This window comes from Candidatus Dadabacteria bacterium (genome assembly GCA_026706695.1).
Classification (GTDB): Bacteria; Desulfobacterota_D; UBA1144; order Nemesobacterales; family Nemesobacteraceae; genus Nemesobacter.
The window spans coordinates 1-21,586 of record JAPOYE010000006.1 but is presented as its reverse complement, the minus strand read 5'-3'; the positions used below and the strand labels follow the sequence as shown (position 1 = coordinate 21,586).

Sequence of the window (21,586 nt, the reverse complement as noted above, 5' to 3'; positions counted from 1 at the left end):
AGACCGACCGGGTGCCCTGATAGTAAAGCCGCCATCTCGCTCCATTTGTCAGAATGCCCCAACGGAGCTTCCCTTCAGTCACATCGTCCACACGCCTCAGATAGCGAAGCATCTGGGTCGAGGGCGCCGTCATTTCCCCCGGAGTTCCCGATCTGCGATCGAGGGGACGAAGCCAGCGTTTACATTCAACCACGGCAAGACCGAGCTGGTAACGCTTCCATTCTTCAGCAAAACCGTTGGCCTGCTCTTTGGCCGCTTCATCCGCAAACAGAAGACCGTCGGGCACATCCTGCCTTCCCCGCACGGCAAGGTTCTGCTGTTTCAGACTTGAATCCCACCCAAGGAGTCCGAGTACCGGCCAGATCAGATCAGTTTCCGTCTGGCTTTCATTGGGTTTCTGTCCGACGGGAAACCTGCTGAAAATCTCTATTAGAGATTCATAAAAACTGTCTACCGAATCAGAATCAAGGTCTTTCCAATCAGGCAGTTCTTTTACAGACTGACTGAGAAAATCGTGAGAGAAAAGGCTTCCACGAAAAGGTTTATCGTTGTTCACTATTAAAAACGCTCGTTCTGGCTGACTGCTTTAACAGCCAATCCAGATGTCAGAAAACTTATCAGTTGCGAGGATGCCTACGGTCATTGTAGCCGTATACAGAATTATCGTCCTCGCCCAGAGAGGAAGGCGATTGCCCGGCGGGACTACTAACAGTGCGTAAACAGCGAACAGCGCCGCAATGAGGATTATATATCTCATCGCACGGTTCCTCCCCTGATGAGGTTGTTCATGAAGACCCCAAACAGTTAAACGCTTACGGACTTAAGAAAATCCGCTCTGCGGTATGAATGTACAGTCGGGCTGAACCTGCTGAGTCCGACTTTTCTCTCGTAATATCATACAGATAATATAAGGGAGGCAACAGAGAGCATACGGGCACTCTCTCACTGGTGATTTAATCACAAAACAGGCCCTGTTCCGGTGGTCAAATTCCAACCCCTATCATACCCCGCAACAGAGATGCGGACGCGCGGCAAAGTGCATCACACTCCATGACGGGGTGGTTGGATATCAGCCACATTTCTGCCGCTACCCATGTTGGATATTACCATAAAAAACGATAGTTTTCATGTCACGCTGTTGGCAGGAACCCGCCCCTTGAATAAAAACACCCGCAACTGCATTTGTGCGTTAATTCTCATCCGGCGGAACAAGCGGTTTAACAAGTTCAATCAGTTGAGAAATATCCCTCTGCGCTGTTTCCCAAACCCGGTCTAGGTCCACATCGAAATAACCATGAACAAGACGGTTTCGCATGCTTGTGATGCTCTGCCATGGAATCTGGGAATTTGCCTTTCTGGTTTCTTTTCCAACATGGGTTGCAGCTTCCCCGATGATTTCAATTATTTTTAGAATGGCATGCTGATGCAATCGGCTATGGAGAAACTGCTGGAACGTCAGATCAGATGTAAATTCCTCAACGTCTTGTGCGGCGAGGAGCATGTCAAGCAAGTAAGCAGATTCATTGCGCTGCATAGAATACCTCGGCGGATTTAAGGGTTGCTTCCCGGCGAATGTAATTTCGGTTTTTTTCGACTGCGGGGCGGGAGAGCATATCTATTTTCCTTTGCAGGATTTCGCTCAGTTCTTGCTCCATGCAGGCCATGTTGAGAAAACCGTGACGAGCCTGCGGGTGAAACTGTACCAGAACATCTACATCACTGTCGGGTCCAAAATCATCTCGAAGGATAGAACCGAAAAAAGCCAGTTCGACAATACTCCAGCGCTCGCAGAAGTCCACAACCTGTTTCTTCGGTACTGAAATACGTATTGCCATCGCTACAGAATTTCGATTTGGAGGAATATCATTGCAGGCTTGCTATCAGGAGAAAGTCTGCTTTGTCAATATCATCCGCCGCTGGTCTAATCCCCACGCTCAACATATATCTCTTTCCCCCTATCCGCAAATTCCCTCGCCTTGGAATCAAGCCCCCTCTGAACGGCGTCCATCTCCGAGAGACCCTGCTCTTTTGCGTAATCCCTTATATCCTGCGTGATCTTCATCGAGCAGAATTTCGGACCGCACATGGAGCAGAAATGCGCAACCTTGGCCCCTTCGGCAGGGAGAGTCTCGTCGTGAAACTCGCGCGCCGTATCCGGATCAAGAGAGAGATTGAACTGATCATTCCACCTGAATTCGAACCTGGCCTTGCTTAGCACGTTGTCGCGAAGCTGCGCTGCGGGATGACCCTTCGCAAGATCCGCCGCATGCGCGGCGATCTTGTAGGTTATGACCCCGTCCTTTACGTCCTTTTTGTTGGGAAGACCGAGATGCTCCTTCGGGGTAACGTAACAGAGCATTGCGGTACCGTACCAGCCTATCATAGCCGCCCCTATTGCGGAAGTTATGTGGTCATAGCCGGGTGCTATGTCGGTAACCAGAGGACCCAGAGTGTAAAAGGGGGCTTCTCCGCATATCTCAAGCTCCTTGGTCACGTTCTCCCTTATCATCTGCATGGGGATGTGTCCCGGACCTTCTATCATAACCTGAACATCATGCTTCCAGGCTATCTGGGTAAGTTCTCCGAGGGTATCAAGCTCGGCAAACTGCGCGGCGTCGTTCGCGTCGGCTATGGAGCCCGGCCGAAGGCCGTCACCCAGAGAAAACGCTATGTCGTATGCTTTCATTATCTCGCAGATCTCTTCGAAATTGGTGTAGAGGAAGCTTTCCCTGTGATGCGAGAGACACCACTTGGCCATTATCGACCCGCCTCTTGAAACTATCCCCGTAACCCTGTCGACGGTAAGCGGAATGTAGCGAAGGAGCACTCCCGCATGTATCGTGAAGTAGTCAACTCCCTGCTCCGCCTGCTCTATGAGGGTATCCCTGTAAATCTCCCAGGTAAGTTCCTCCGGTTTTCCCTTAACCTTTTCAAGGGCCTGGTATATGGGAACGGTTCCCACGGGAACCGGGGCATTTCTTATTATCCACTCTCTGGTTTCGTGAATGTTGTCCCCGGTCGAGAGATCCATTATGGTGTCGGCTCCCCACCGGCATGCCCAGACTGCTTTCTCTACCTCCTCCTCAATGCTTGAGGTAACGGCGGAATTTCCGATGTTCGCGTTTATTTTCACGAGGAAATTACGCCCTATTATCATGGGCTCGCTTTCCGGGTGGTTTATGTTGTTCGGAATTATGGCGCGCCCCGCGGCAACTTCCTCCCTGACAAAGTCGGGGGTGATGCAGCCGGTCTGAATGCGCGCGTCGAAATCTACTCCCTCGTGGTAAGCCCCGAGCTGTCCGTAGACCTCCCTGAGCTCGTCGATTCTCTGGTTCTCCCTTATGGCGATATACTCCATCTCGGGCGTTATGATTCCCTTTTTCGCATAGTGCATCTGGGTTACGTTTCGCGAGGGCGAGGCACGAAGGGGCTTTCTTATGTTCCCGAAGGTTATCCCGTTTGCCCTCTCAAGCCTTTTTCTGGCGAATTCCGAGGAGAAATCGGGCAGCTCCGAGACATCTCCCCGCTCCCTTATCCACTTTTCGCGAAGCGACGGCAGACCCCTGTGAACGTCAATGTCAACATCGGGATCAGTATAGGGACCGCTTGTATCGTAAAGGGTTATCCTGAAGCGGTCAGCATCCGGGGCATCCGAGAGGAAATCGTCGGTTTCAACCTCCCTCATGGCCACCTTTATGTCGTGGATTTTTCCGCCCACATATATCTTTTCTGATTTGGGAAAAGGGTCTCGGGTTATCACGGACCCGGTGGGTATTTTCTCTTTTTTTCGAGAAGAACTCATGAGCAATGGCTCCCTTGCCAAAAACGCTTCGGACATTGATTAGGGAATTATATACAATAGTGCCGAAACTCTTCTGAATTAAGACTTCTTTGAGCGACTGGCCTTGTGCTCAGACACATCTTTCCTATGAACATTTACCGGTTGCATTACAGCCTTAGCCAACGCCTCTGGCGTAGTATCAATGCTAAATGTCTCGTTCATCTCAGCCTGCGTAGGCTCATAATCGCTCGGCAAGATTTCTATGTCCCTTGGAGTCTCTTTCTTGTCTGACATTATTGGGCACCCCTATTTGAATTTTCAGAAAATGCCTTGTCCACATTGTCCCATTCGTTCTTCTCGCTCATTTGTTGCTCGCCTAGAAGTAAGCCTTGTGGACAAGTGAAAGCAGTCCACCAATTATTACAACAACCAATGCCCAGAATCGGAAACCTAGTCTGTCCACCCTCTTTGTATGGTCTTCAAACTTGTCTTTGATTGCCTTTTCTCTTTCGTCTATTTTGGTTTCTATTCTCTCGACAGTTGTAGAAAGTTGGTTTACGGTGTCTTTAATCTCACCAACATCTTTTTCAATTCGTTCTACTCTCTGTTCTAGCAATTCTGACATAACATTTCTCTCTGACACAGTTCTTCTGTATAGTATGATACTAGATCGGTCTCAGAAAACTATTTCAGATGTTCACCCCTTTGGAATTTTCAGAATGCCTACAGGTTACCCGATTTTGACGCTGAAATCAACGGGCATGGTTTTTCGCATTTTAAGTATCCTAGCACCACGGACAATCCCATCCGTATGCCTTCTGGCCCCGCTACTTACTATCTCTTTCATCATTCCTTTTGGGGATTATGGGTTCCTTTACAAATAATTTGGATAACAAAAATGTCTTGGTTATGCCCCGATCTTTCAGCGGGAAATCCTGTAAACGGCTCCCCGGCGGTCATCGGATACGAGCAGCGCTCCGTCGGGGGCAACCAGAACGTCAACCGGCCTTCCCCAGGCAGTTCCGTCACTCCCAAGCCACCCATGGGCGAACACATCGTATGAAGCCGCGTTCCCCGATTCGTCGAGGTGCACTGAGGTCACCCTGTAACCTATGGGCACGCTTCTGTTCCATGAGCCGTGCTCCGCGATGAAAATCACGTTCCTCCAGGACGCGGGAAACATGGAACCCGTATAGAACCGCATGCCGAGTGCCGCAACGTGCGCGGGGAGCTCCCACTGGGGAGGAGTGAATTCATCGCAGCCGCGCTCCGAACCGAACTGCGGATCCTGAACATCCGCCCCGTGGCAGTAAGGAAAACCGAAATGAAGTCCGGCTTCTGTGGCACGGTTAAGTTCATCCGGAGGGCTGTTGTCATTAACTTGCTGGTCTCTGCTGATGTTATCCCTTCCGTTATCCGTAAACCAAAGCACGCCAGATTCCGGATGCCAGTCAAAGCCCACGGTGTTTCTCACTCCATGGGCGAAAACCTCAAGATTCGTTCCGTCGGGATTGACCCTCAGGATCGCCGCGTAGCGCTCGTAGCCCCTTCTGCAGACGTTGCACGGCGCTCCGACCGGAACATAGAGTTCTCCGTCCGGTCCGAACCGGATGAACTTCCACCCATGACGCGTATCCCTGGGAAGCGTATCAATGATGACTACGGGGGCCGGAGGAGATGAGAGACGGCTCTCGATCCCGTCATAGCGGAGAATCCGGCTTATTTCCGCGACATAAAGCGCCCCGTCCCGGAACGCGACACCGTTTGGAGTATTGAGGTTATCCGCAATTATATGGACAGTTTCGGCGTAATTATCGCCGTCCGTATCGCTAAGGGCGTACACGGTTTTAGACCTGGTACCGATAAACAATGTGCCGTCGGCTCCAAGAGCAAGCGAGCGCGCACCGGGTACTTCGTTTGAATAAAGGGAGATCGAAAAACCCTCGGGAAGGGATATGCCCGAGAGCATTGGGTCCACGGGAATCTCCGGGGGCGCTGTTTCCCCAGGAGTTTCAGCAGGCGTTGGTTCCGAATGAGTTTCCTCGGATATCGATTCTGGTGGAACCTCAACATGTTCGCCCGGGGCGGTTCTTTCCCCGCAGCCGCAGGCAGGCAACAGAAAAATAAAAAGAGGTGGAACCAGTACCCTGAAGATCTTCAGCATCAAAATCTCTACAATATAAAAACACTCACAACCCACCGAATGTTAACCGGAACCTGTTCCCATGGAAACTGGGCAAAACCGAAAGCCCTTCCCGTTCACTAAATCGAACACTCGGGTAAAGTTATTATCCAGTTCATCAAAGAGGTTCGGTTTATGTCTTATCTCATTCTGGGTATTGAGACATCATGCGACGAGACTTCCGCAGCAGTGGTAAGAGACGGAAAACAGATGCTCTCAAACGTGGTTTCCTCTCAAATCGACGTTCATAACGCCTTCGGCGGAGTCGTCCCGGAGATAGCGTCGCGCATGCACACGGAAATAATTCTCCAGGTAATCAATCAAGCACTCGAGACTGCCGAGACTTCAGCGGGCGAAGTTGAAGCCATAGCGGTAACCCAGGGACCCGGACTCATAGGTTCGCTCATGGTCGGAATTTCGACCGCGAAGGCCCTTTCGTTCTCCCATGGGAAACCACTTGTGGGAGTAAACCATCTGGAATCGCATATAGCGGTGGCACATCTGGAGAACGAAATTGATTTTCCGTTTGTCGCACTCATAGTTTCCGGGGGACACACGAACCTTTACATGGTAAGGGGCTTTCTTGACTTCGAACTTCTCGGAAGCACGAGAGACGATGCCGCGGGGGAGGCTTTTGACAAAGGAGCGAAAGCCCTCGGTCTCGGATATCCCGGAGGAGTCGAAATAGACAGGCTTTCAAAAAACGGCGACCCCGACGCCATCAGTTTTCCAAGACCGTTTAACAATGAATCCCCCGATTTCAGTTTCAGCGGGCTTAAAACCGCTCTTCTGAACCACATAAGGAAGAACCCGGTTAAAAGCGAAGAGAAACTCTTTAACGTATGCGCCGGGTATCAGGAAGCCATAGTGGAAACTCTTATTGACAAGACGCTTAATGCCGCGAGGAAAAACGGAGTGGAAGGCGTTGTTCTGGCAGGAGGGGTAGCATGCAACTCAAGGTTAAGGCAGCTAAGCGAAGAGAGAATAAGAAGGAAAGGAATAAATGTTTTTATCCCCTCGCCCGCTCTTTGCACTGATAACGCGGCCATGATAGCCACGCTCGGTTACCACATGTACGCAGATAACAGGGTGTCCGCACTCGATATATCTCCTTATTCAACCGCCAGAAAGAACCAGAAAATCATGTTTCGTAGTCGACGACAACCGCATCCATAGCTACCTGCCGAACGAACTGCGCGACCTTCTGGTGCTCGGGATGCTCCTTGTAGACATCAAGATCTTCCTGCGATTCGAACTCTGAATAAAGAGCGATATCAAACGATGTGGGAAGCTCGTTAGAATTCCTGCCGATCTCCATTGTCTTTATCTCAGGAATGGCATTTTTGAGCCCCTCGAGTTCTTCCTTGATCCTGTCCATGAGCTCATCCTTGTCCGCCCCTTCGTGCGACTCCCTGATCTTCCACATCACTATATGCTTTATCACTTAGATCTCCTTGGAAAAAGTATCCGTGCTGAACAGTATATATTATTCCCCCGGAATTGCGAAAAATCCTCCATCCTGCCTAAGCAGCTATCCGGCTTTTGACAACAGAGTATATTATGCCGATAAAAGCGGATAACAGGGTGCCTGTGCTCGATATATCCCTTTATTCAACAGCAAGGCGGACCCAAGAAAATCACGTTTCGTATTCGACGAGAGCCACGTCCGTTCTTATCTGCCGGATGAACTTTCCGACCTTCACGTGCTCGGAATGCTTCAGGAAAACTTCATAATCTTCCTTCGAGTCGAACTCAGAATAGAGAGCTACATCGTACGCGACGGGAAGCTCACTAAAACTCTTGCCAAGCTCCATAGTCTTTATCTCCGGAACAGCGCTTTTCAATCCCTCTACTTTCTGTTTGAACTTGGCAATAAGCTCATCCTTGCTCATTCCTTCGTGCGAATCCTTCAGTTTCCACATCACCATACGTTTTATCACCTGAGTCTCCTTGGAAAAAGTTTCTGTAGTTTTTAACAAAATTGCGAAAAAGCCCCCGGTCTTGTCCGGACGGTCAGCCGACTTCCGGCTATTAAAGTACATTATGCCAACAAAAAAGGTATGATTTACTTTTATGCGGGAAAAAACAGAGATATTCAGCGAACTTCCGTTCGTTTCGAATTTCGAGAAAGACAAGACCGATTTCCTGCTTAAGATAGGCGAACTGGCAGAAGTGCCTGAACGCTACGTTCTCACCAAACAGTTCGAACCGAGCCATTCTTTCTACTTCCTCGTAGAGGGCCTGGTGAATTTCTCAATCAGTGTCGAAGACAGAACCGATGAATTCTCGGTGGGAAAAAGTGACGAGAGATTCACTCCCGTAGGCTGGTCGGGCTTCCGCTCTCCCAAACGCTACTACACAACGATTACATGCGAGAGTCCCTGCGTCCTGCTAAAGTGGAGTCACCAGAATCTTGAGAAATTCTTTGACCAGGAACCCCTTCTGGGCCGCGAATTCCTCCTGTTCGTTCTCGGCAAAAGTATAAACCTTCTAAAGCATGTCAGGACCGGGCTTGCAGAATATAACAACGTCAACTGGGACATTGAGACGGGAAAAACGGGGGTTTCCTCCCATGAAGGGAAATACATATCCGTACCTAACCCGCTTCAGCTTCTGAGGCAATCCCCTTTTTTCGAAGTTTTCCCCGACAAGACACTGCGCCAGCTGGCAAAAGCGACCCAGAAAAAATACTATCTGAACAACGAAGCCATATTTAACCAGGGGGATGCTTCGAAAGGAATAGACATACTGGCTTACGGAAAGGCGGCGCTGTGCTTCTCGCCCGACGGGGCGCAGGAAGAAATCGAGGAATCCGCCGCGCTTCATCTGATTAACCTCCCCGGGTACCTGATCGGATGGATGGGCGCCGCTCCCGACGGATCAAACGACATCACCGCTGTTGCGAGCAGAAACTCGGTTGTCTACCACATAAGCGCCCGAAATCTTCATAGAATCCTGAATCAGGACCCACACTCGGCCCTAGCCCTGGCCAGAAGACTTCTGTGGCTCGTGTCGATCCGGCTTCGAAACGCCCGCGCGGGACTCATATCGCAAAGATACGAGCGCGAAATACTGGCCATAAGCAACCTTATCGAGCAGAACGCCATGCAGTTAAGCGTGAACTCCCCTATCCACAAGCTCCCTCATCTGCTGAACAACCCGCTTACGCTTGATGACGCTTTCCGGCTTCTGTTCAGACTGGAGAAAGAAGGCGAAAGCCTCGAGAGGGATATGTCCCGTCTCAGTCTTGATATTCTCGGAAAGATCTACAAGGAATACAACTTTTTCGAGGGCCTGAAAAACGTTTATCAGTCCGTTACCGCCGCGCCCAAGTCGCTTTCTCCGAGCGAAATAAGAACAATGGCAGCCAAGCAGTTCGCGGGCGTCTTCAAAAGCACCCCTTACGTAATCGAAGGCTGGGAGAACCTGCCAGACCGGCCGGGGCACATATTCATATACAATCATCTTCTGAACCACCCCTACAACACGCTTCCAAACCATTTCCAGATTACGCTCGATTCCCACTTCATAAGCTCCATGGTTCTCTACACCAAGTACGGCGAAGCCGGGATCCGCGTCGTGCGCGTCCCGAGGGCTGAAGAATACGGGCACGAGTACTACTACGAAAGGCTCGGGCACATGAACGTCTACACCGACGAATCTGACACCGCGAGCCAGACCCCCGAGCGGAGAAAAGAATCGAGGAGAAGATTCTACGACACAGCCAGGGAGCACATCGGGAAAGGATTTAACATAGTGATAAGTCCCGAAGGAACCAGCATGACAACCGAGGAATCGCCCGGACCGTTCAGACTGGGCGCCTTTCTCCTGGCCGCGTCAATTGAACCTGAACCTTGTATAGTTCCCATAGCGGTGGCGAACTTCGACAAGAGAATAAACCAGAACGTGTTTTCTCTGGTAATAAAAAAACCCTTCAGGATATCCGATTACGTAAAAAACCCCGGGGAGAACAAAGACAAGCTTTTTGAGTTCGTCAAGGAGTACGGAAACAAGTACAGGGCTTACGTGGAAGAGGCGGCGGGACTTGCGAGGCGGGCGAAATCCACCAAGATAAACTTAAAAACCTTTGAGCAGGTCGAAAAAAAGTCTCTCGTAATCGATAAGAATCTGTTTGAGCCGGACGTGAGGATTCTTGAGAGACGTCACGTGGGGAAGAAGAATGACGCCACGGTATTTTACGGCAGTTCAAGCTTTCGCCTCTGGAGAGGCATGGCAAAAAATTTCTCCGAATACAATGTTTCTAACCTTGGTTTCGGCGGTGCCAGGATCGCCTACTGCCTGCACTACTTCGAACGCCTTGTAAAACCGAGCAACCCCAGATCCCTGGTTTTCTACGCGGGCGACAACGACATAGGGGACGGCTGTCTGCCGAAGCAGGTACTGAATTTCTTCGTGGACTTTTACTACCGCTTCAGAGAATTCTATCCCCAAACGAAATTCACGTTCGTCTCCATAAAACCAAGTCCCGTAAGGCTCCATTTTCTCAAGAGAATCGAGGCGTCAAACGATCTTGTAAGACAGTTCCTGTCGAGAGAACCAAAGACCTTTTACCTGAATGTCTACGACTATATGCTAAATGAGAATGGAGACATAAGACAGGAACTGTTCACAGAAGACGGCCTCCATATGAACAGAAAGGGCTACGCGTTGTGGAAGGAACTGTTTTTGGCGAACGAAAAAGAAATCTTTTATGATCCGAGGCCCGGAGAATCCCAAAAGCGGGTTGAGATCCTCCCGGAAACGGGGAACCATACGCGAATATCAACCGACCTCGGCCTAAAATAGCCCGTCACTGCTGACCACGCTCCCTCCCCGAAGAGGGGATCAGAAGCCACATCTTTCTTTTTGAGTGACGCCCCCAGCTTGGAGAAAGCAGGACGTAACTGCCCTGGAGGAGCTTTGGACCATCGAGACGGAAAGAAAGCCTGCAGGAACTCTCCCGCCGCAAAACGTATCTTCCAGAAACGGAAAAATCGGCTTTAGCCGAGCAGGACTGCCTGAAAAGAAAAGCCCAAAGGTCGTTTTCTTCAAACTCGATCCCCATAGCCTTCTGCCTCTTGTCCATCCATCCGGCGTTTGGAAAAACCCAGTGGCGACGGCCGTCTTTGAGTTCAAGGGAAAGAACGAAGCAGGTGGTTCCCGAGACGATTTTCCTAGCAGAGTATCTGAGAGTTGAGTTCATAGAGCAGTCTCAGGCCGTGGAGAGCAAGGTTCTTGTCAACCCGGTTCGCGCAGGTGCATTCCTCAGAGATCGCTTCGGCGAAACCCCCGGTCATTACTATCTCAGGAGAGGATCCCATCTCCTCCCTGAGTTTCGCGCAGAGCCCGTCAATCATCGAGGCGTAACCGTAAAACAGCCCTGACTGTATGCATTCGACTGTGTCTTTGCCGATCACCTGCTCAGGCTTCTCGGGATCGACCTTCGGGAGCTTGGATGTTCCGTGGTAAAGCGCAACTGTGGATAGTTCAATCCCCGGGACTATGGCTCCGCCCAGGTATTCCCCTTTCTCGGAAACGCAGTCAAAAGTTGTAGCCGTGCCGAGATCAACCACTATCACGCTTCCGCCGAAACGGTGGTAAGCCGCAACGGCGTTTGCTATCCTGTCAGCCCCGAGCTCCTCGGGATTGTAAATCCGGATCTGCATTCCCGTTCTCGTCTCAGGGTCCACAATTATGGGCTGATGACCGAAATATTTCTCCACCAGTTTCGCCATCCCCTCCTGCATCTCGGTAACCACGCAGGAAAGTATGGCGCCGCTTAACGAAGAAGACGATATGTCGTTGTCGTTCATCTTCCCGAAAAAAATAATTCCGTAATCATCAGGACTTTTGGTTCTGTCGGTATCGACTCTGAAACTGTATACGAGATATTCTCCGGAAAATATTCCGACCATTATGCTCGTGTTGCCGACATCGATTGCTAGAAGCATAGCGAATTAAACCCGATTGTTTGATCCGGCCTGTTGACCGGAAGCCGCAAGTGCTCCGAAACGATGAGATATCATCAATTCCGACGCGGATAAACCGGTTTCGAGGGGAGTATAACTTAAAAACCGCGCAAACCGAAGCACGAAGTTTCTTTGTGTACTGACGCGAGAATAATTCTTTGGAAAGGGTAAAAAACATAGCTTTTCTGCATAGGTCGTGCCATAATATACTACTATATTATAATGGAGGAGGTTTTCGGCTATGGAAAAGTTATACAACAATCCCGTGTGGCGTCGTATTCGCGGGCTGGGTGGTGTTGGAATCCTTGCCTTATCGGTGGCGTTCTGCCTTACCGGACTGCTGGCGCTTTCATCCTGTGATGACGACGATGAGGAAGCGGAAGCGGAACCGATGGAGATGAGAGGGTTTTTTACGAGTGTTGATGGCGATAATAAGCATGTCTGCAGCCACGAAGACGTTGACGTGTATCTGGAAGGAGACGAATCTACAGGCAAACTTGACGTCAGAATCGTCAGTTCGGGCGAGGAGTTCGGAGGCGCGGAATTCGGACACGTGGGATCAAAGCTTATTGATAGCGATGGCAACAAAACCATCGTAACTGCTTACGTAACTGATGACGGCCACGGAAATTTTGTTTATCCCGGATCATACTATCTCACTTCAAAAATGGACTCTGCCATCGCCGATGAAGAGACAATTTTTACCGGTTACTGGGTCGGCCACCTTTATCGCGCCCCAGACCACGGTGTGGTTATATGTCCTTACGTTCTGGTACCGAGAACAGCTTTAGAGAAGGATGGCTGCGATGGAACAACGGAGGCAGCTATGGTTCCCGTGGGGTTACAACCTTATCTCACAAAGAACAATGGCATGGAACTGAGAGCATGCAGCAATGTTTTTGATGACGATGGGAAAGTCGATCCCAAGCCACGTATGTAATTAATGGGATACCACGAAACGGCGGGACATAAATGAGAAACGGGCATGAGGTTGAAAACCAGAACCTGCGTGCCCGTTTTTTGCCCGCTAAACGATTCAAACAGTCCCTGAAGTTCACACCAGACCGCTTTTTGACAAAATCCCAGAGGAAAACTATTATTTGACCGCGTCCGGAAGGAGAAAAAGTGAGGATAATAGTCACAGGCGGTGCGGGTTTCATAGGTTCCTGGGTATGCGAAGCGTACGTTTCCGAGGGCCATGAGGTTCTCGTGGTCGACAACCTCTCGACGGGGTCTGAGAGCAATATCCCGCCCGAAGCTGAATTCATCAAGTGCGACGTAAGGGATTTTACGGGACTCGAAAAAGCGTTCCGCCAGTTCCGCCCCGAGGTCCTGAACCACCACGCGGCGCAGATAAACGTGAGAGATTCCGTTGAAGATCCCCGTTTTGACGCCGACGTAAACATAGGCGGTTCCCTTAACGTCCTGAGGCTCTGCGCGGAGCACAAGACGGAGAAATTCATTTTCTCCTCAACTGGAGGAGCCCTCTACGGAGAACCGCAAAAACTTCCAGCCGACGAGTCGACCCCGGCCCTCCCCCTATCCCCCTACGGCATCTCAAAACTCTCGACGGAACACTACGTGAGATATCATTCGAAAAACCATGGTTTCGGGCACGCGATCCTAAGATACGCAAACGTGTACGGAGAAAGGCAGAACCCCGAGGGAGAAGCCGGAGTCATAGGGATTTTCTGCGAGAACATAATCAGCGGAAAACCCTGTCTCATATTCGGAGATGGAAAACAGACAAGAGACTACGTGCACGTCTCTGATGTTTCGCGGGCAAACCTGCTTGCCGCCGGTCTCAAAGAAGAGGGAACTTTCAACATAGGGACATCGGTTGAAAGCTCCGTAAACCACATAACGCAGATTCTCAGTAAAGTGACAAATACCGAATTCGAAACCGTCCATGAAAAAGGGCGACCCGGCGAGGTAAGAAGAATAAGTCTTGACTGCTCACTCGCGGCGGAGAAGCTCGGATGGAGCGCGCAAGTGGCTTTGCGCGAGGGGCTTTTTAGAACATGGAACTGGTTTTCACAAGAAAGGGATTAGGCACGACCGGAAGCTTCTGTCTTTGAAAAAACCTCGTCCGTGGTTAAAATCTTGCTTTCACGGAGGCCGGAAGATGAAGGACAATGAAAAATTCTTTGATGTGCGGGTTTACAGAAGATACATAAAGGAAGGGGAAATCACCCAGAAGGGTTACGAAAAACACATAAAATCCCTGCCTGACGTAAGTGAAAAGGCGACGTCCCTCGTCCTGGACGAAGAAGAGGAAACCGGAGAGGAGGAAGGATAATGGAACGCTGGGATTACAAGGTAGTTTCGACCGACCTGCTTGTTAAAAAGCCCCAGGACCATGATATAGCCGTCTACAAGGAAGAGGTTGACTCGCGAAGGGAAAACGCCAGGGGAAATCTTGAAGATTCTCTCGTTTCGCTTGGCGAGGAAGGCTGGGAGCTCGCCACCATTACGGGTGAATTCGCCATATTCAAAAGAAGGGTCAGCTGAACTTCACTGCCACTCTATGGTGCCGGGAGGCTTAGTGGATATATCGTACACTACCCGGTTTATTCCCTTTACCTCGTTTATGATCCTCACCGAAATTTTCCCGAGCAGATCATAGGACATCTTCGACCAGTCGGCGGTCATTCCGTCCGTGCTGCTCACGGCTCTCAGGGCGCAGACATTTTCATAGGTGCGCTCATCGCCCATCACTCCAACTGTCTTCACCGGAATAAAAACGCAGAAAGCCTGCCAGATATCATCGTAGGCACCCGATTTTCTGAGCTCGTCGATAAAAATGCTGTCGGCATGTCTCAGTATTGAAAGTCTCTCGCGCGTGACTTCTCCCATTATCCTGATCGCAAGACCGGGACCGGGAAAGGGGTGGCGGCCTATGAGAGAGGAAGGAAGCCCGAGCTTCTCGCCGACGTTTCTCACTTCGTCCTTGAAAAGTTCCCGAAGAGGTTCGACTATCTCAAGGTTCATTTTTTCAGGAAGTCCCCCAACGTTATGGTGGGACTTTATCACGGCCGACGGCCCCTTGACGCTCACACTCTCAATAACGTCGGGATAGAGAGTTCCCTGGGCAAGAAAACGGACGCCTGATATCTTCTCGGCTTCCTCTTCAAACACCCTAACGAACTGCTCGCCCATAATTTTTCTTTTCGCCTCGGGGTCCTCAACGCCCTCAAGATGAGAAAGAAACCTTTCGGAGGCGTCAACATGAATGAAGTTCATCTCAAACCCGGAAAAAGCGTCGCAGACCTCCTCCGCCTCATCGAGCCTCATGCATCCCGTGTCGACGAAAATACAGTAGAGCCTGCGGCCCACAGCTTCGTTAATAAGGGCTGCCGCAACAGAGGAGTCCACTCCTCCCGAGAGCCCGCATATGATTTTGCCATCCCCGACCCTCTCTCTTATCTCATGTATCGAGTGCTCTATAAAAGAGCCCGCCGTCCAGCCTCCACCGAGACCCGCCACCTGGAAAAGAAAATTGGAAAGTATCCGGGTTCCGAATTCCGTATGCACGACTTCCGGGTGGAACTGTACCCCGTAGATGCTCCCGCCTGTGTTTCTTACCACCGCGCACTCGGTGTTCTCGGTACCGGCTATCGCCGCAAACCCCTCGGGCACTCTCAGAACCCTGTCGCCGTGAGACATCCAGACGCCCGAAGTCTCCGCTACGCCCGAGAAAAGCGGGTCTTCCGCAACCAGGTTCAAAACGGCGGGTCCGTATTCCCTTTTCTCGGAACGCTCGACTTCTCCCCCGAGCTGAAAAACAAGCACCTGAAGTCCGTAACAGATGCCAAGAACCGGTATTCCCAGAGATAGTATTTCCTCCTCCACCCTGGGAGAACCGTCCTCCCAGACGCTTGAAGGACCTCCGGAAAGTATCACAGCCCCGGGAGGGTCTTTCCTTATTTCGTCCGCGGTAGTGCTGCAGGGTTTTATCTCGGAGTAGACCCCGAGTTCCCTGGTGCGCCTAGCGATAAGCTGCGTATACTGGGAACCGAAATCAAGAACCAGAACTTTTTCCCGCATTTTATGGCCGTCTCTCCCGCTACGGCGAAATTCAAAGAGCCCTGAAGGGTAAACCGCTCTTCTTGAGAATTAGTTTACGAGACAAGAAAACCGTTATCACCCGATCCTGTAGTTGGGAGACTCCTTGGTAATTACGATATCGTGAACGTGACTTTCCCGAAGCCCGGCGTTGGTAAGCTTTACGAACTTCGCCCTTTCCTGAAGTTCCCTCACCGTCGCGGAACCCGTGTAGCCCATTCCCGCACGAAGCCCGCCGACCAGCTGGTAAATTATGGCTCCTATGTTGCCCCTGTAAGGAACCCTTCCCTCTATTCCTTCGGGAACAAGTTTAGCCTCCTCCATCATCTCATCGTCCTGAGCGTAGCGGTCCCTGCTCCCGGCCCTCATGGCCTCAATCGAACCCATGCCACGGTACACCTTGTAGGTTCTGCCCTGGTAGAGAACAACTTCCCCGGGAGCCTCGTCCGACCCGGCGAGCAGATTTCCTATCATGACGGAATTCGCACCGGCAGCAAGCGCCTTGGTTATATCCCCCGAGTACTTTATTCCCCCGTCGGCTATTACGGGTATATCGTGCTCTTTCGCTACGGAACACACCTTTGTTATGGCGGTTATCTGCGGCACTCCTATGCCGGCTATAACGCGCGTCGTGCATATCGACCCCGGACCGACGCCAACCTTAAGACAATCCGCGCCCGCTTTTATAAGATCCTCGGCCGCTTCGGAGGTGGCTATGTTTCCGGCCACAAGATCTATGTCGGGGTATTTCTTTCTTATCCAGGTCAAGTTATCAAGCACCCTTTTCGAGTGTCCGTGGGCAGTATCCACCACTATTACATCACAGCCCGACGCGACAAGCTCATCCACCCGCTCCTGACTGTGCTTGTCGACCCCGACCGCGGCTCCCACGAGAAGCCTTCCCATCGCGTCCTTGGACGCCTTGGGAAACTTCTCTATTTTTTCTATGTCCTTCATGGTTATAAGGCCGCGGAGCTTGAAGCCGTCGTCGACCACGGGAAGCTTCTCTATCTTGAACTTGTGAAGAAGCTCCTTGGCTTCGAGAAGAGTGGTGCCTTCCTTTACGGTGACAAGGTTCTTTCTGGGAGTCATGACCTTGTCGATTTTAAGGTCCATGTTCCTTTCGAACCTTATGTCCCTGTTGGTGATTATTCCGTGAAGGGTGTTGTCGGGCTTTACGACGGGAAGACCTGAGATATCGTTTTCAATCATTATCTCAAGCGCTTCTCTGACCCGGGTTCCCGGACGCACGGTCAGGGGATTCACTATCATCCCGCTTTCGTATTTCTTCACCCTCTCAACCTCGCCCGCCTGTGCAGGGATGGAGAGATTCCTGTGGATTATTCCTATACCGCCTTCCTGCGCCATGGCAATCGACGTCCGAAACTCGGTTACGGTATCCATGGCCGCGCTCAGTACGGGGATGTTGAGGGTTATACGCTTTGTAAGGGGTACCGAGACATCAACTTCGCTCGGAAGAACTTCGGAGTAGCCGGGGGAGAGTATTACATCGTCAAAGGTAAGCGCTTCTTCAAAAACAAAATCCTGCATAGCAGCTAGCCGGCCTTCTTTGTGGCGGCAACCTTCCTTGCTCTGGGTTTTCTTGTCCTGAGGGCGGGTTTCGCTTTTCCCTTATCGCTAGGGGGCTCGCTTCCGCTCATGCCTTGAAAACCCTTGGCGAAAAGGTCAAGGATTTTCTTCCTCGCGTCGGAGGCCTCGACCCCCAGTTCAATCTCTATCTCCTGCTCCTTATCCAGAAGATTCAGAAAAACGGACACGATGCCCACGTAAGTCGTATCATCCACCTTTTCAAATCCCATGGACTTAAGAAGTTTTCTTGGAATGACCGGAAACTCGAAACCAGCAGTTTCAACGGATTCTTTGGAAAGCGAACCGTCCTGACTTATGCTTATTTTTATTCGCGTAGATTTCATTGGCTACCACCGGATTATTCTATAAAGGAGATTATAGTCTACTAAAAACGGCTTATAAAGCAATTACGCCTCTAAGCGAAGCACTTGCGTTGCTGACTACAGGCATATAGGTCAGGGGTTTTGGGAAGGGGCAAAAACTTTTCACCCCGCAATTTCCATAAAAACCCTCGTCCTTGAAAACCGGCAGGTTTGCTCCAGAAACCGGAAATCTCACCCCGTTATGACCCCCGAAATCCACTCGCAAGTACGGAACCAGCTTGTCTCTGCAGCATCGTCAAGTTGGCTACGTTGGATGACATTCACCGGCTACGGTGGTGAAGTCCCGCAAAGTTCAGGAGCGTCCAGCCGCGATTACGCGGCGACAGGCGGTAGTCAGAAGGCTTCGCATGACAAGTTCCTCGTTCTCGGATGGTTTGACGGGGGATGCCCGTCCCGGCACCGTCGCCACGGGTGAACCTCGTCCGCCCGGCGGTGCGCAGGCCGTAGAGAAGGCAGACGGGAAGTCCCGGCTCAAACACTTTATGAGCAAGCTCAGGGGCGTCGCTACAAAGTACTTGGGCAGCCGCCTGTCTGTCTCCGGTCCGTGCCTAGAAATTGATACCGAACGTGATCTGCCCGGAATACTGCGTATCGCCCGAACCAAGGCCGGTGGCCGAGATATCCGTCATCAGCGAGAAGCGGTCTTGGCGGTAGGTTCCGCCCAGACCCAGCAGCAGGAGTGTCTCGGCCGATCGGGAAGAGAGCCTCTCTCCCGAAACGTCGACGCTCGTCCGCGCTCCGCTGAAGACCCTCTCCACACCCAGCGATCCACGCAGGGAGAGTTTTCCATTCTCCGCGGTGCGCGCCGTCTCAACGGTCACTCCCAATCCGCCCGTGAGGCGGGACATGTCGTCCAAGGAGACGCGGGTATCCACCGAGTCGGTGAAGGCGTCCATGTCGAACGCCGAGCGTGTCACCCAAGCACGCAACACCGGCTTTATCTTCTCGCTCACTACGATGCGCCTGCCAGCTTCAAAGTCCAGGAAGCGGCCGAGTGCGTCGACGCCATCCTTCAGCAGGCCCAGCGTGCTCGACGCGAGATCCAGAGCGTATTTCGTCAGCGAGAAGCGACCCCTCGCGTAATAGGCGTTCGGCCCGATTACGGAAGCGCCTAACGCCACTCCGAATCCTTCGGCCTCGATCTCCCCGCCTCCGATGGATGATGTCACATCCGCAGAACCCCGGACGCCGCGCACCGATACCGAGCCTTTGGCGTTCTCGCCGAGCGAGAGGTCCAAGCCCGCTTCCGCGGAGAAGCGCTCGAAATCGAACCCGGCGCCCACGCTCGCACGCTCGGGCGTGTACGATCCCCGCCCGCCCGTGACGCGCGCCCACACGGGCGAATCAGCCCACGCGATAGGCTCATCCTCCACCCCCCAGGCGCCGAGCCTGAACAGAAAGCCGGGCAGGGCCTCATAGACAGCGGCGCGAGGGGCGTATTCTTCGATGAACACGGGTGGCGGCAGCTCGGTGCAGTTGGGCGGTGTTCCGACCTGTCCTTCCGGGCACGTGGGCGGAGTGGGCGGAGTAGGCGGAGTGGGCGGAGTAGGCGGAGTGGGCGGAGTAGGCGGAGTGGGCGGAGTGGGCGGAGTGGGCGGAGTGGGCGGAGTGGGCTCCTCGACATCCGCCGCCGAAAAATCCCGGTCCGCGATAACGCCGACGGCCCGCTCGGAAATGGTCCAGGGATCGGTGGTGCGATCGGTCACTCTCACTCCATCCGCCTTGATCCTGACGTTTCGCGCCCCGTTGGGAGCCGCACGGTCGGTCACGCCCGTATCAGCGTCATGGAGCTTCACGTCATTGACGTAGATGGTCGTCCCGCCGCCGTCGTTGATGATCCAGTCATCCCCGATGGCCTCGGCCACCCGGCGGCCGGCGAGGTTCATGTCGACGCGCAGCCTGGGCTTGATGACCTGAATGTTGTCAGGGTTGGGGTTGGGTGGCGGCACATCACCCGTTGCCAGGATCGCAATGCCAGAAGCCGCGCCCACGCTTCCTTTCGGCCCGATGACGACCCTGCCTCCGCCCGCAAGAAAGACCCCCGCCGCGTTCGTGCCCGAGCCGCCGTGGACGCGCCCGTTCACGATCACCGTCTGCTGGCGCAGGCCCTCTGCGTCCAAGGCAGCGACACCAATCGGAGCGCCCTCACTCGACACACCGCCGACTCGCACACCATGGGCTCCTACCCCGCTCGCATCGACCGTACCGCCTATCGTGACGGTCATGCGCCGCGCGGGCGCCGTCCCGGAGTGATAGGCTACGACGCCGTGAGCATTGCGTCCGGTCGTGGTGACGGTGTCACCCCCGCCCGTGGCGATCTCAATATTGCCACTGCCCTGGTGCGACCCGTAAATGCCGTAAGAGAATGCACCCGCCGTGGTGACGGCGTGACCCCCGCCCGTGGCGGTCTCAATATTGCCACTGCCCTGGTGCAGCCCGTAAATGCCGTAAGAGAATGCACCCGCCGTCTTGACCGAGCCGCCCTGCGCGTCGATGGCCAAGGTGCCCGTGTTGGCCGCGCCTTGAACCACCCCGAAGATGCCGTAGGCCAACGTGCGACCATTGCTATCTATTGCTGTACTTGTGGTGGTGATGGCAGTGTCGCGGATTTTCAGGTCAACTTTGCCATCCCTCTGCTGCCATCCGAGAATGCCGTAAGCTCGTCTCCCCGCTGTTTCTACCGAGGCGCCCCGCACGTCCATCTCAACAGTGCCGGTACCCCGGTGCCGCCCGTAAATGGTGTTGGAGCCTGTGCCCGCGGTCTCGATCGAGCCGCCCTGCACGCCGATGGTCAGGTTGCCCGTGCCGGTCGGGCTTCTCATCCACCCCCAGATGCCATGGGCCGTTGTACGGCCATTACCGTCCACTGCCGTACTTTTGGTCTCTATGGTAGTGTCGCGGACATCGATCTCAATGTCGCCGGACTTCTCGTGCAGTCCCCAAATGCCGTTGGCGTCCCTGCCGTTCGTATCAATCGAGGTGTCATACGCATCTATCTCGACTTTGCCATTGCCCTGGTGCCGGGCGCCGATGCCGTCTGAAAATGTGCCCGCTGTCGTAACTTTCGCGTTGTCGATGCGGATCTGGACGGATCCGCTGCCCCTAGTGCGATGGCCGTAGATGCCATGGGCTTGTCCGCCGCCGGTCGTGATGGTAGTTCGAGTCTCGACATCGCCGATGCCTATGATGACTGCGTGGGTGTCTCCGCGATGCTCGCCGTAGACGCCATGGGCTCCACTGCCGCTGGTCGTGATGGTGCTTGGTTTCTGAGGTACGCCTCTCTGGGTGGGCCGGGCGCCGCTTCGGACAGAAATCAAGACGTGCCCAGAGCCTGTGTGACGGCCATGAACTCCGTGCGCGGTGTTGCCGGTTGTCCCGATGGTGACGCCGCGGGGGGCGATATTTAGATTCGCGCGAGCGCTTTCCTCGCACAGGATCCAGTCTGCATCACCCGGCGCGTCGCTGCATACAGGCGCAGCCTGCACATTGCCGAGGGCAAAGGCACCCAGCAGAACCAGAACCCAAAACGCAGAAACGACTCGCCTCAGCACGCCTGCTCTGCCCCCCCCAGTACCTTTCTAAAAGCTTGAATTAAGCAAAGAAGTTAAATCAAGTT

The 21,586-nt window shown here is 52.8% G+C and carries 21 protein-coding genes; 6 read left to right on the top strand and 15 right to left on the bottom strand.

The window, feature by feature from the left end; all coding sequences use genetic code 11:
* From OXG10_00355 to OXG10_00325, 7 genes are all read right to left on the bottom strand, one after another.
* Nucleotides 1-556 (bottom strand): restriction endonuclease (locus OXG10_00355; protein MCY3825825.1); only part of this gene is annotated, 556 nt, incomplete at its 3' end.
* Between the two features lie 633 nt (nucleotides 557-1,189).
* Entirely contained in the window at nucleotides 1,190-1,534 is a 345-nt protein-coding gene (locus OXG10_00350; GenBank protein ID MCY3825824.1) for a DUF86 domain-containing protein, read from the bottom strand.
* Nucleotides 1,521-1,835 (bottom strand): nucleotidyltransferase domain-containing protein, encoded by a 315-nt coding sequence (locus tag OXG10_00345; GenBank protein ID MCY3825823.1) that lies wholly within the window; start codon nucleotides 1,833-1,835, stop codon nucleotides 1,521-1,523. Before OXG10_00345 ends, OXG10_00350 begins: the two co-directional genes overlap by 14 nt.
* Before the next feature lie 86 nt (nucleotides 1,836-1,921).
* Complete coding sequence (thiC, locus tag OXG10_00340) at nucleotides 1,922-3,802, bottom strand: phosphomethylpyrimidine synthase ThiC (protein ID MCY3825822.1); 1,881 nt, start codon at nucleotides 3,800-3,802, stop codon at nucleotides 1,922-1,924.
* A gap of 78 nt (nucleotides 3,803-3,880) precedes the next feature.
* A complete protein-coding gene (locus OXG10_00335; protein ID MCY3825821.1) occupies nucleotides 3,881-4,075 on the bottom strand; it encodes a hypothetical protein in 195 nt (64 codons plus the stop codon).
* Between the two features lie 82 nt (nucleotides 4,076-4,157).
* On the bottom strand, nucleotides 4,158-4,406 hold the full coding sequence (locus tag OXG10_00330; GenBank protein ID MCY3825820.1) for a hypothetical protein: 249 nt from the start codon (nucleotides 4,404-4,406) through the stop codon (nucleotides 4,158-4,160).
* A 297-nt stretch (nucleotides 4,407-4,703) separates the two neighbouring features.
* A complete protein-coding gene (locus OXG10_00325; GenBank protein ID MCY3825819.1) occupies nucleotides 4,704-5,945 on the bottom strand; it encodes a sorbosone dehydrogenase family protein in 1,242 nt (413 codons plus the stop codon).
* Between the two features lie 153 nt (nucleotides 5,946-6,098).
* Here OXG10_00325 and tsaD point away from each other — a divergent pair, with 153 nt between their 5' ends.
* Nucleotides 6,099-7,139, top strand: a complete 1,041-nt coding sequence (tsaD, locus tag OXG10_00320) for a tRNA (adenosine(37)-N6)-threonylcarbamoyltransferase complex transferase subunit TsaD (GenBank protein ID MCY3825818.1) — start codon at nucleotides 6,099-6,101, stop codon at nucleotides 7,137-7,139.
* Here tsaD and OXG10_00315 read toward each other — a convergent pair.
* Entirely contained in the window at nucleotides 7,105-7,407 is a 303-nt protein-coding gene (locus tag OXG10_00315) for a Dabb family protein (protein MCY3825817.1), read from the bottom strand. The genes tsaD and OXG10_00315 overlap by 35 nt on opposite strands.
* Before the next feature lie 193 nt (nucleotides 7,408-7,600).
* Nucleotides 7,601-7,903, bottom strand: a complete 303-nt coding sequence (locus tag OXG10_00310) for a Dabb family protein (GenBank protein ID MCY3825816.1) — start codon at nucleotides 7,901-7,903, stop codon at nucleotides 7,601-7,603.
* Between the two features lie 133 nt (nucleotides 7,904-8,036).
* Here OXG10_00310 and OXG10_00305 point away from each other — a divergent pair, with 133 nt between their 5' ends.
* Complete coding sequence (locus tag OXG10_00305; GenBank protein MCY3825815.1) at nucleotides 8,037-10,769, top strand: cyclic nucleotide-binding domain-containing protein; 2,733 nt, start codon at nucleotides 8,037-8,039, stop codon at nucleotides 10,767-10,769.
* A 4-nt stretch (nucleotides 10,770-10,773) separates the two neighbouring features.
* Here OXG10_00305 and OXG10_00300 read toward each other — a convergent pair whose 3' ends face one another.
* Together OXG10_00300 and OXG10_00295 are read right to left on the bottom strand one after the other, a co-directional pair.
* Nucleotides 10,774-11,166, bottom strand: a complete 393-nt coding sequence (locus OXG10_00300; protein MCY3825814.1) for a hypothetical protein — start codon at nucleotides 11,164-11,166, stop codon at nucleotides 10,774-10,776.
* Nucleotides 11,138-11,914: a type III pantothenate kinase gene (locus OXG10_00295; GenBank protein MCY3825813.1), complete on the bottom strand. Its 777-nt coding sequence runs from the start codon at nucleotides 11,912-11,914 to the stop codon at nucleotides 11,138-11,140. Before OXG10_00295 ends, OXG10_00300 begins: the two co-directional genes overlap by 29 nt.
* A 259-nt stretch (nucleotides 11,915-12,173) precedes the next feature.
* On the opposite strand from OXG10_00295, the gene OXG10_00290 reads away from it, so the two are divergent.
* The 4 genes from OXG10_00290 (at nucleotide 12,174) to OXG10_00275 (ending at nucleotide 14,443) form a co-directional block, all read left to right on the top strand.
* Nucleotides 12,174-12,872, top strand: coding sequence for a hypothetical protein (locus OXG10_00290; protein ID MCY3825812.1), 699 nt, complete (start codon nucleotides 12,174-12,176; stop codon nucleotides 12,870-12,872).
* A 185-nt stretch (nucleotides 12,873-13,057) separates the two neighbouring features.
* Nucleotides 13,058-13,984 carry an NAD-dependent epimerase/dehydratase family protein gene (locus OXG10_00285; protein MCY3825811.1) on the top strand — a complete coding sequence of 309 codons (927 nt, stop codon included), beginning with the start codon at nucleotides 13,058-13,060 and terminating at the stop codon, nucleotides 13,982-13,984.
* 73 nt (nucleotides 13,985-14,057) lie between these two features.
* Entirely contained in the window at nucleotides 14,058-14,231 is a 174-nt protein-coding gene (locus tag OXG10_00280) for a hypothetical protein (protein MCY3825810.1), read from the top strand.
* Nucleotides 14,231-14,443 carry a hypothetical protein gene (locus OXG10_00275; protein MCY3825809.1) on the top strand — a complete coding sequence of 71 codons (213 nt, stop codon included), beginning with the start codon at nucleotides 14,231-14,233 and terminating at the stop codon, nucleotides 14,441-14,443. Before OXG10_00280 ends, OXG10_00275 begins: the two co-directional genes overlap by 1 nt.
* A gap of 3 nt (nucleotides 14,444-14,446) precedes the next feature.
* Here OXG10_00275 and guaA read toward each other — a convergent pair whose 3' ends face one another.
* The 4 genes from guaA to OXG10_00255 all read right to left on the bottom strand — a co-directional run bounded on the left by guaA (nucleotide 14,447) and on the right by OXG10_00255 (nucleotide 21,521).
* A complete protein-coding gene (gene guaA, locus OXG10_00270; GenBank protein MCY3825808.1) occupies nucleotides 14,447-15,979 on the bottom strand; it encodes a glutamine-hydrolyzing GMP synthase in 1,533 nt (510 codons plus the stop codon).
* 96 nt (nucleotides 15,980-16,075) lie between these two features.
* On the bottom strand, nucleotides 16,076-17,548 hold the full coding sequence (guaB, locus tag OXG10_00265) for an IMP dehydrogenase (protein MCY3825807.1): 1,473 nt from the start codon (nucleotides 17,546-17,548) through the stop codon (nucleotides 16,076-16,078).
* Between the two features lie 5 nt (nucleotides 17,549-17,553).
* The gene (locus OXG10_00260) at nucleotides 17,554-17,931 is read right to left on the bottom strand and encodes a hypothetical protein (protein MCY3825806.1); all 378 of its coding nucleotides are present in this window, start codon (nucleotides 17,929-17,931) and stop codon (nucleotides 17,554-17,556) included.
* 587 nt (nucleotides 17,932-18,518) lie between these two features.
* Nucleotides 18,519-21,521, bottom strand: a complete 3,003-nt coding sequence (locus OXG10_00255) for an autotransporter outer membrane beta-barrel domain-containing protein (GenBank protein MCY3825805.1) — start codon at nucleotides 21,519-21,521, stop codon at nucleotides 18,519-18,521.
* Nucleotides 21,522-21,586: the final 65 nt, after the last annotated feature.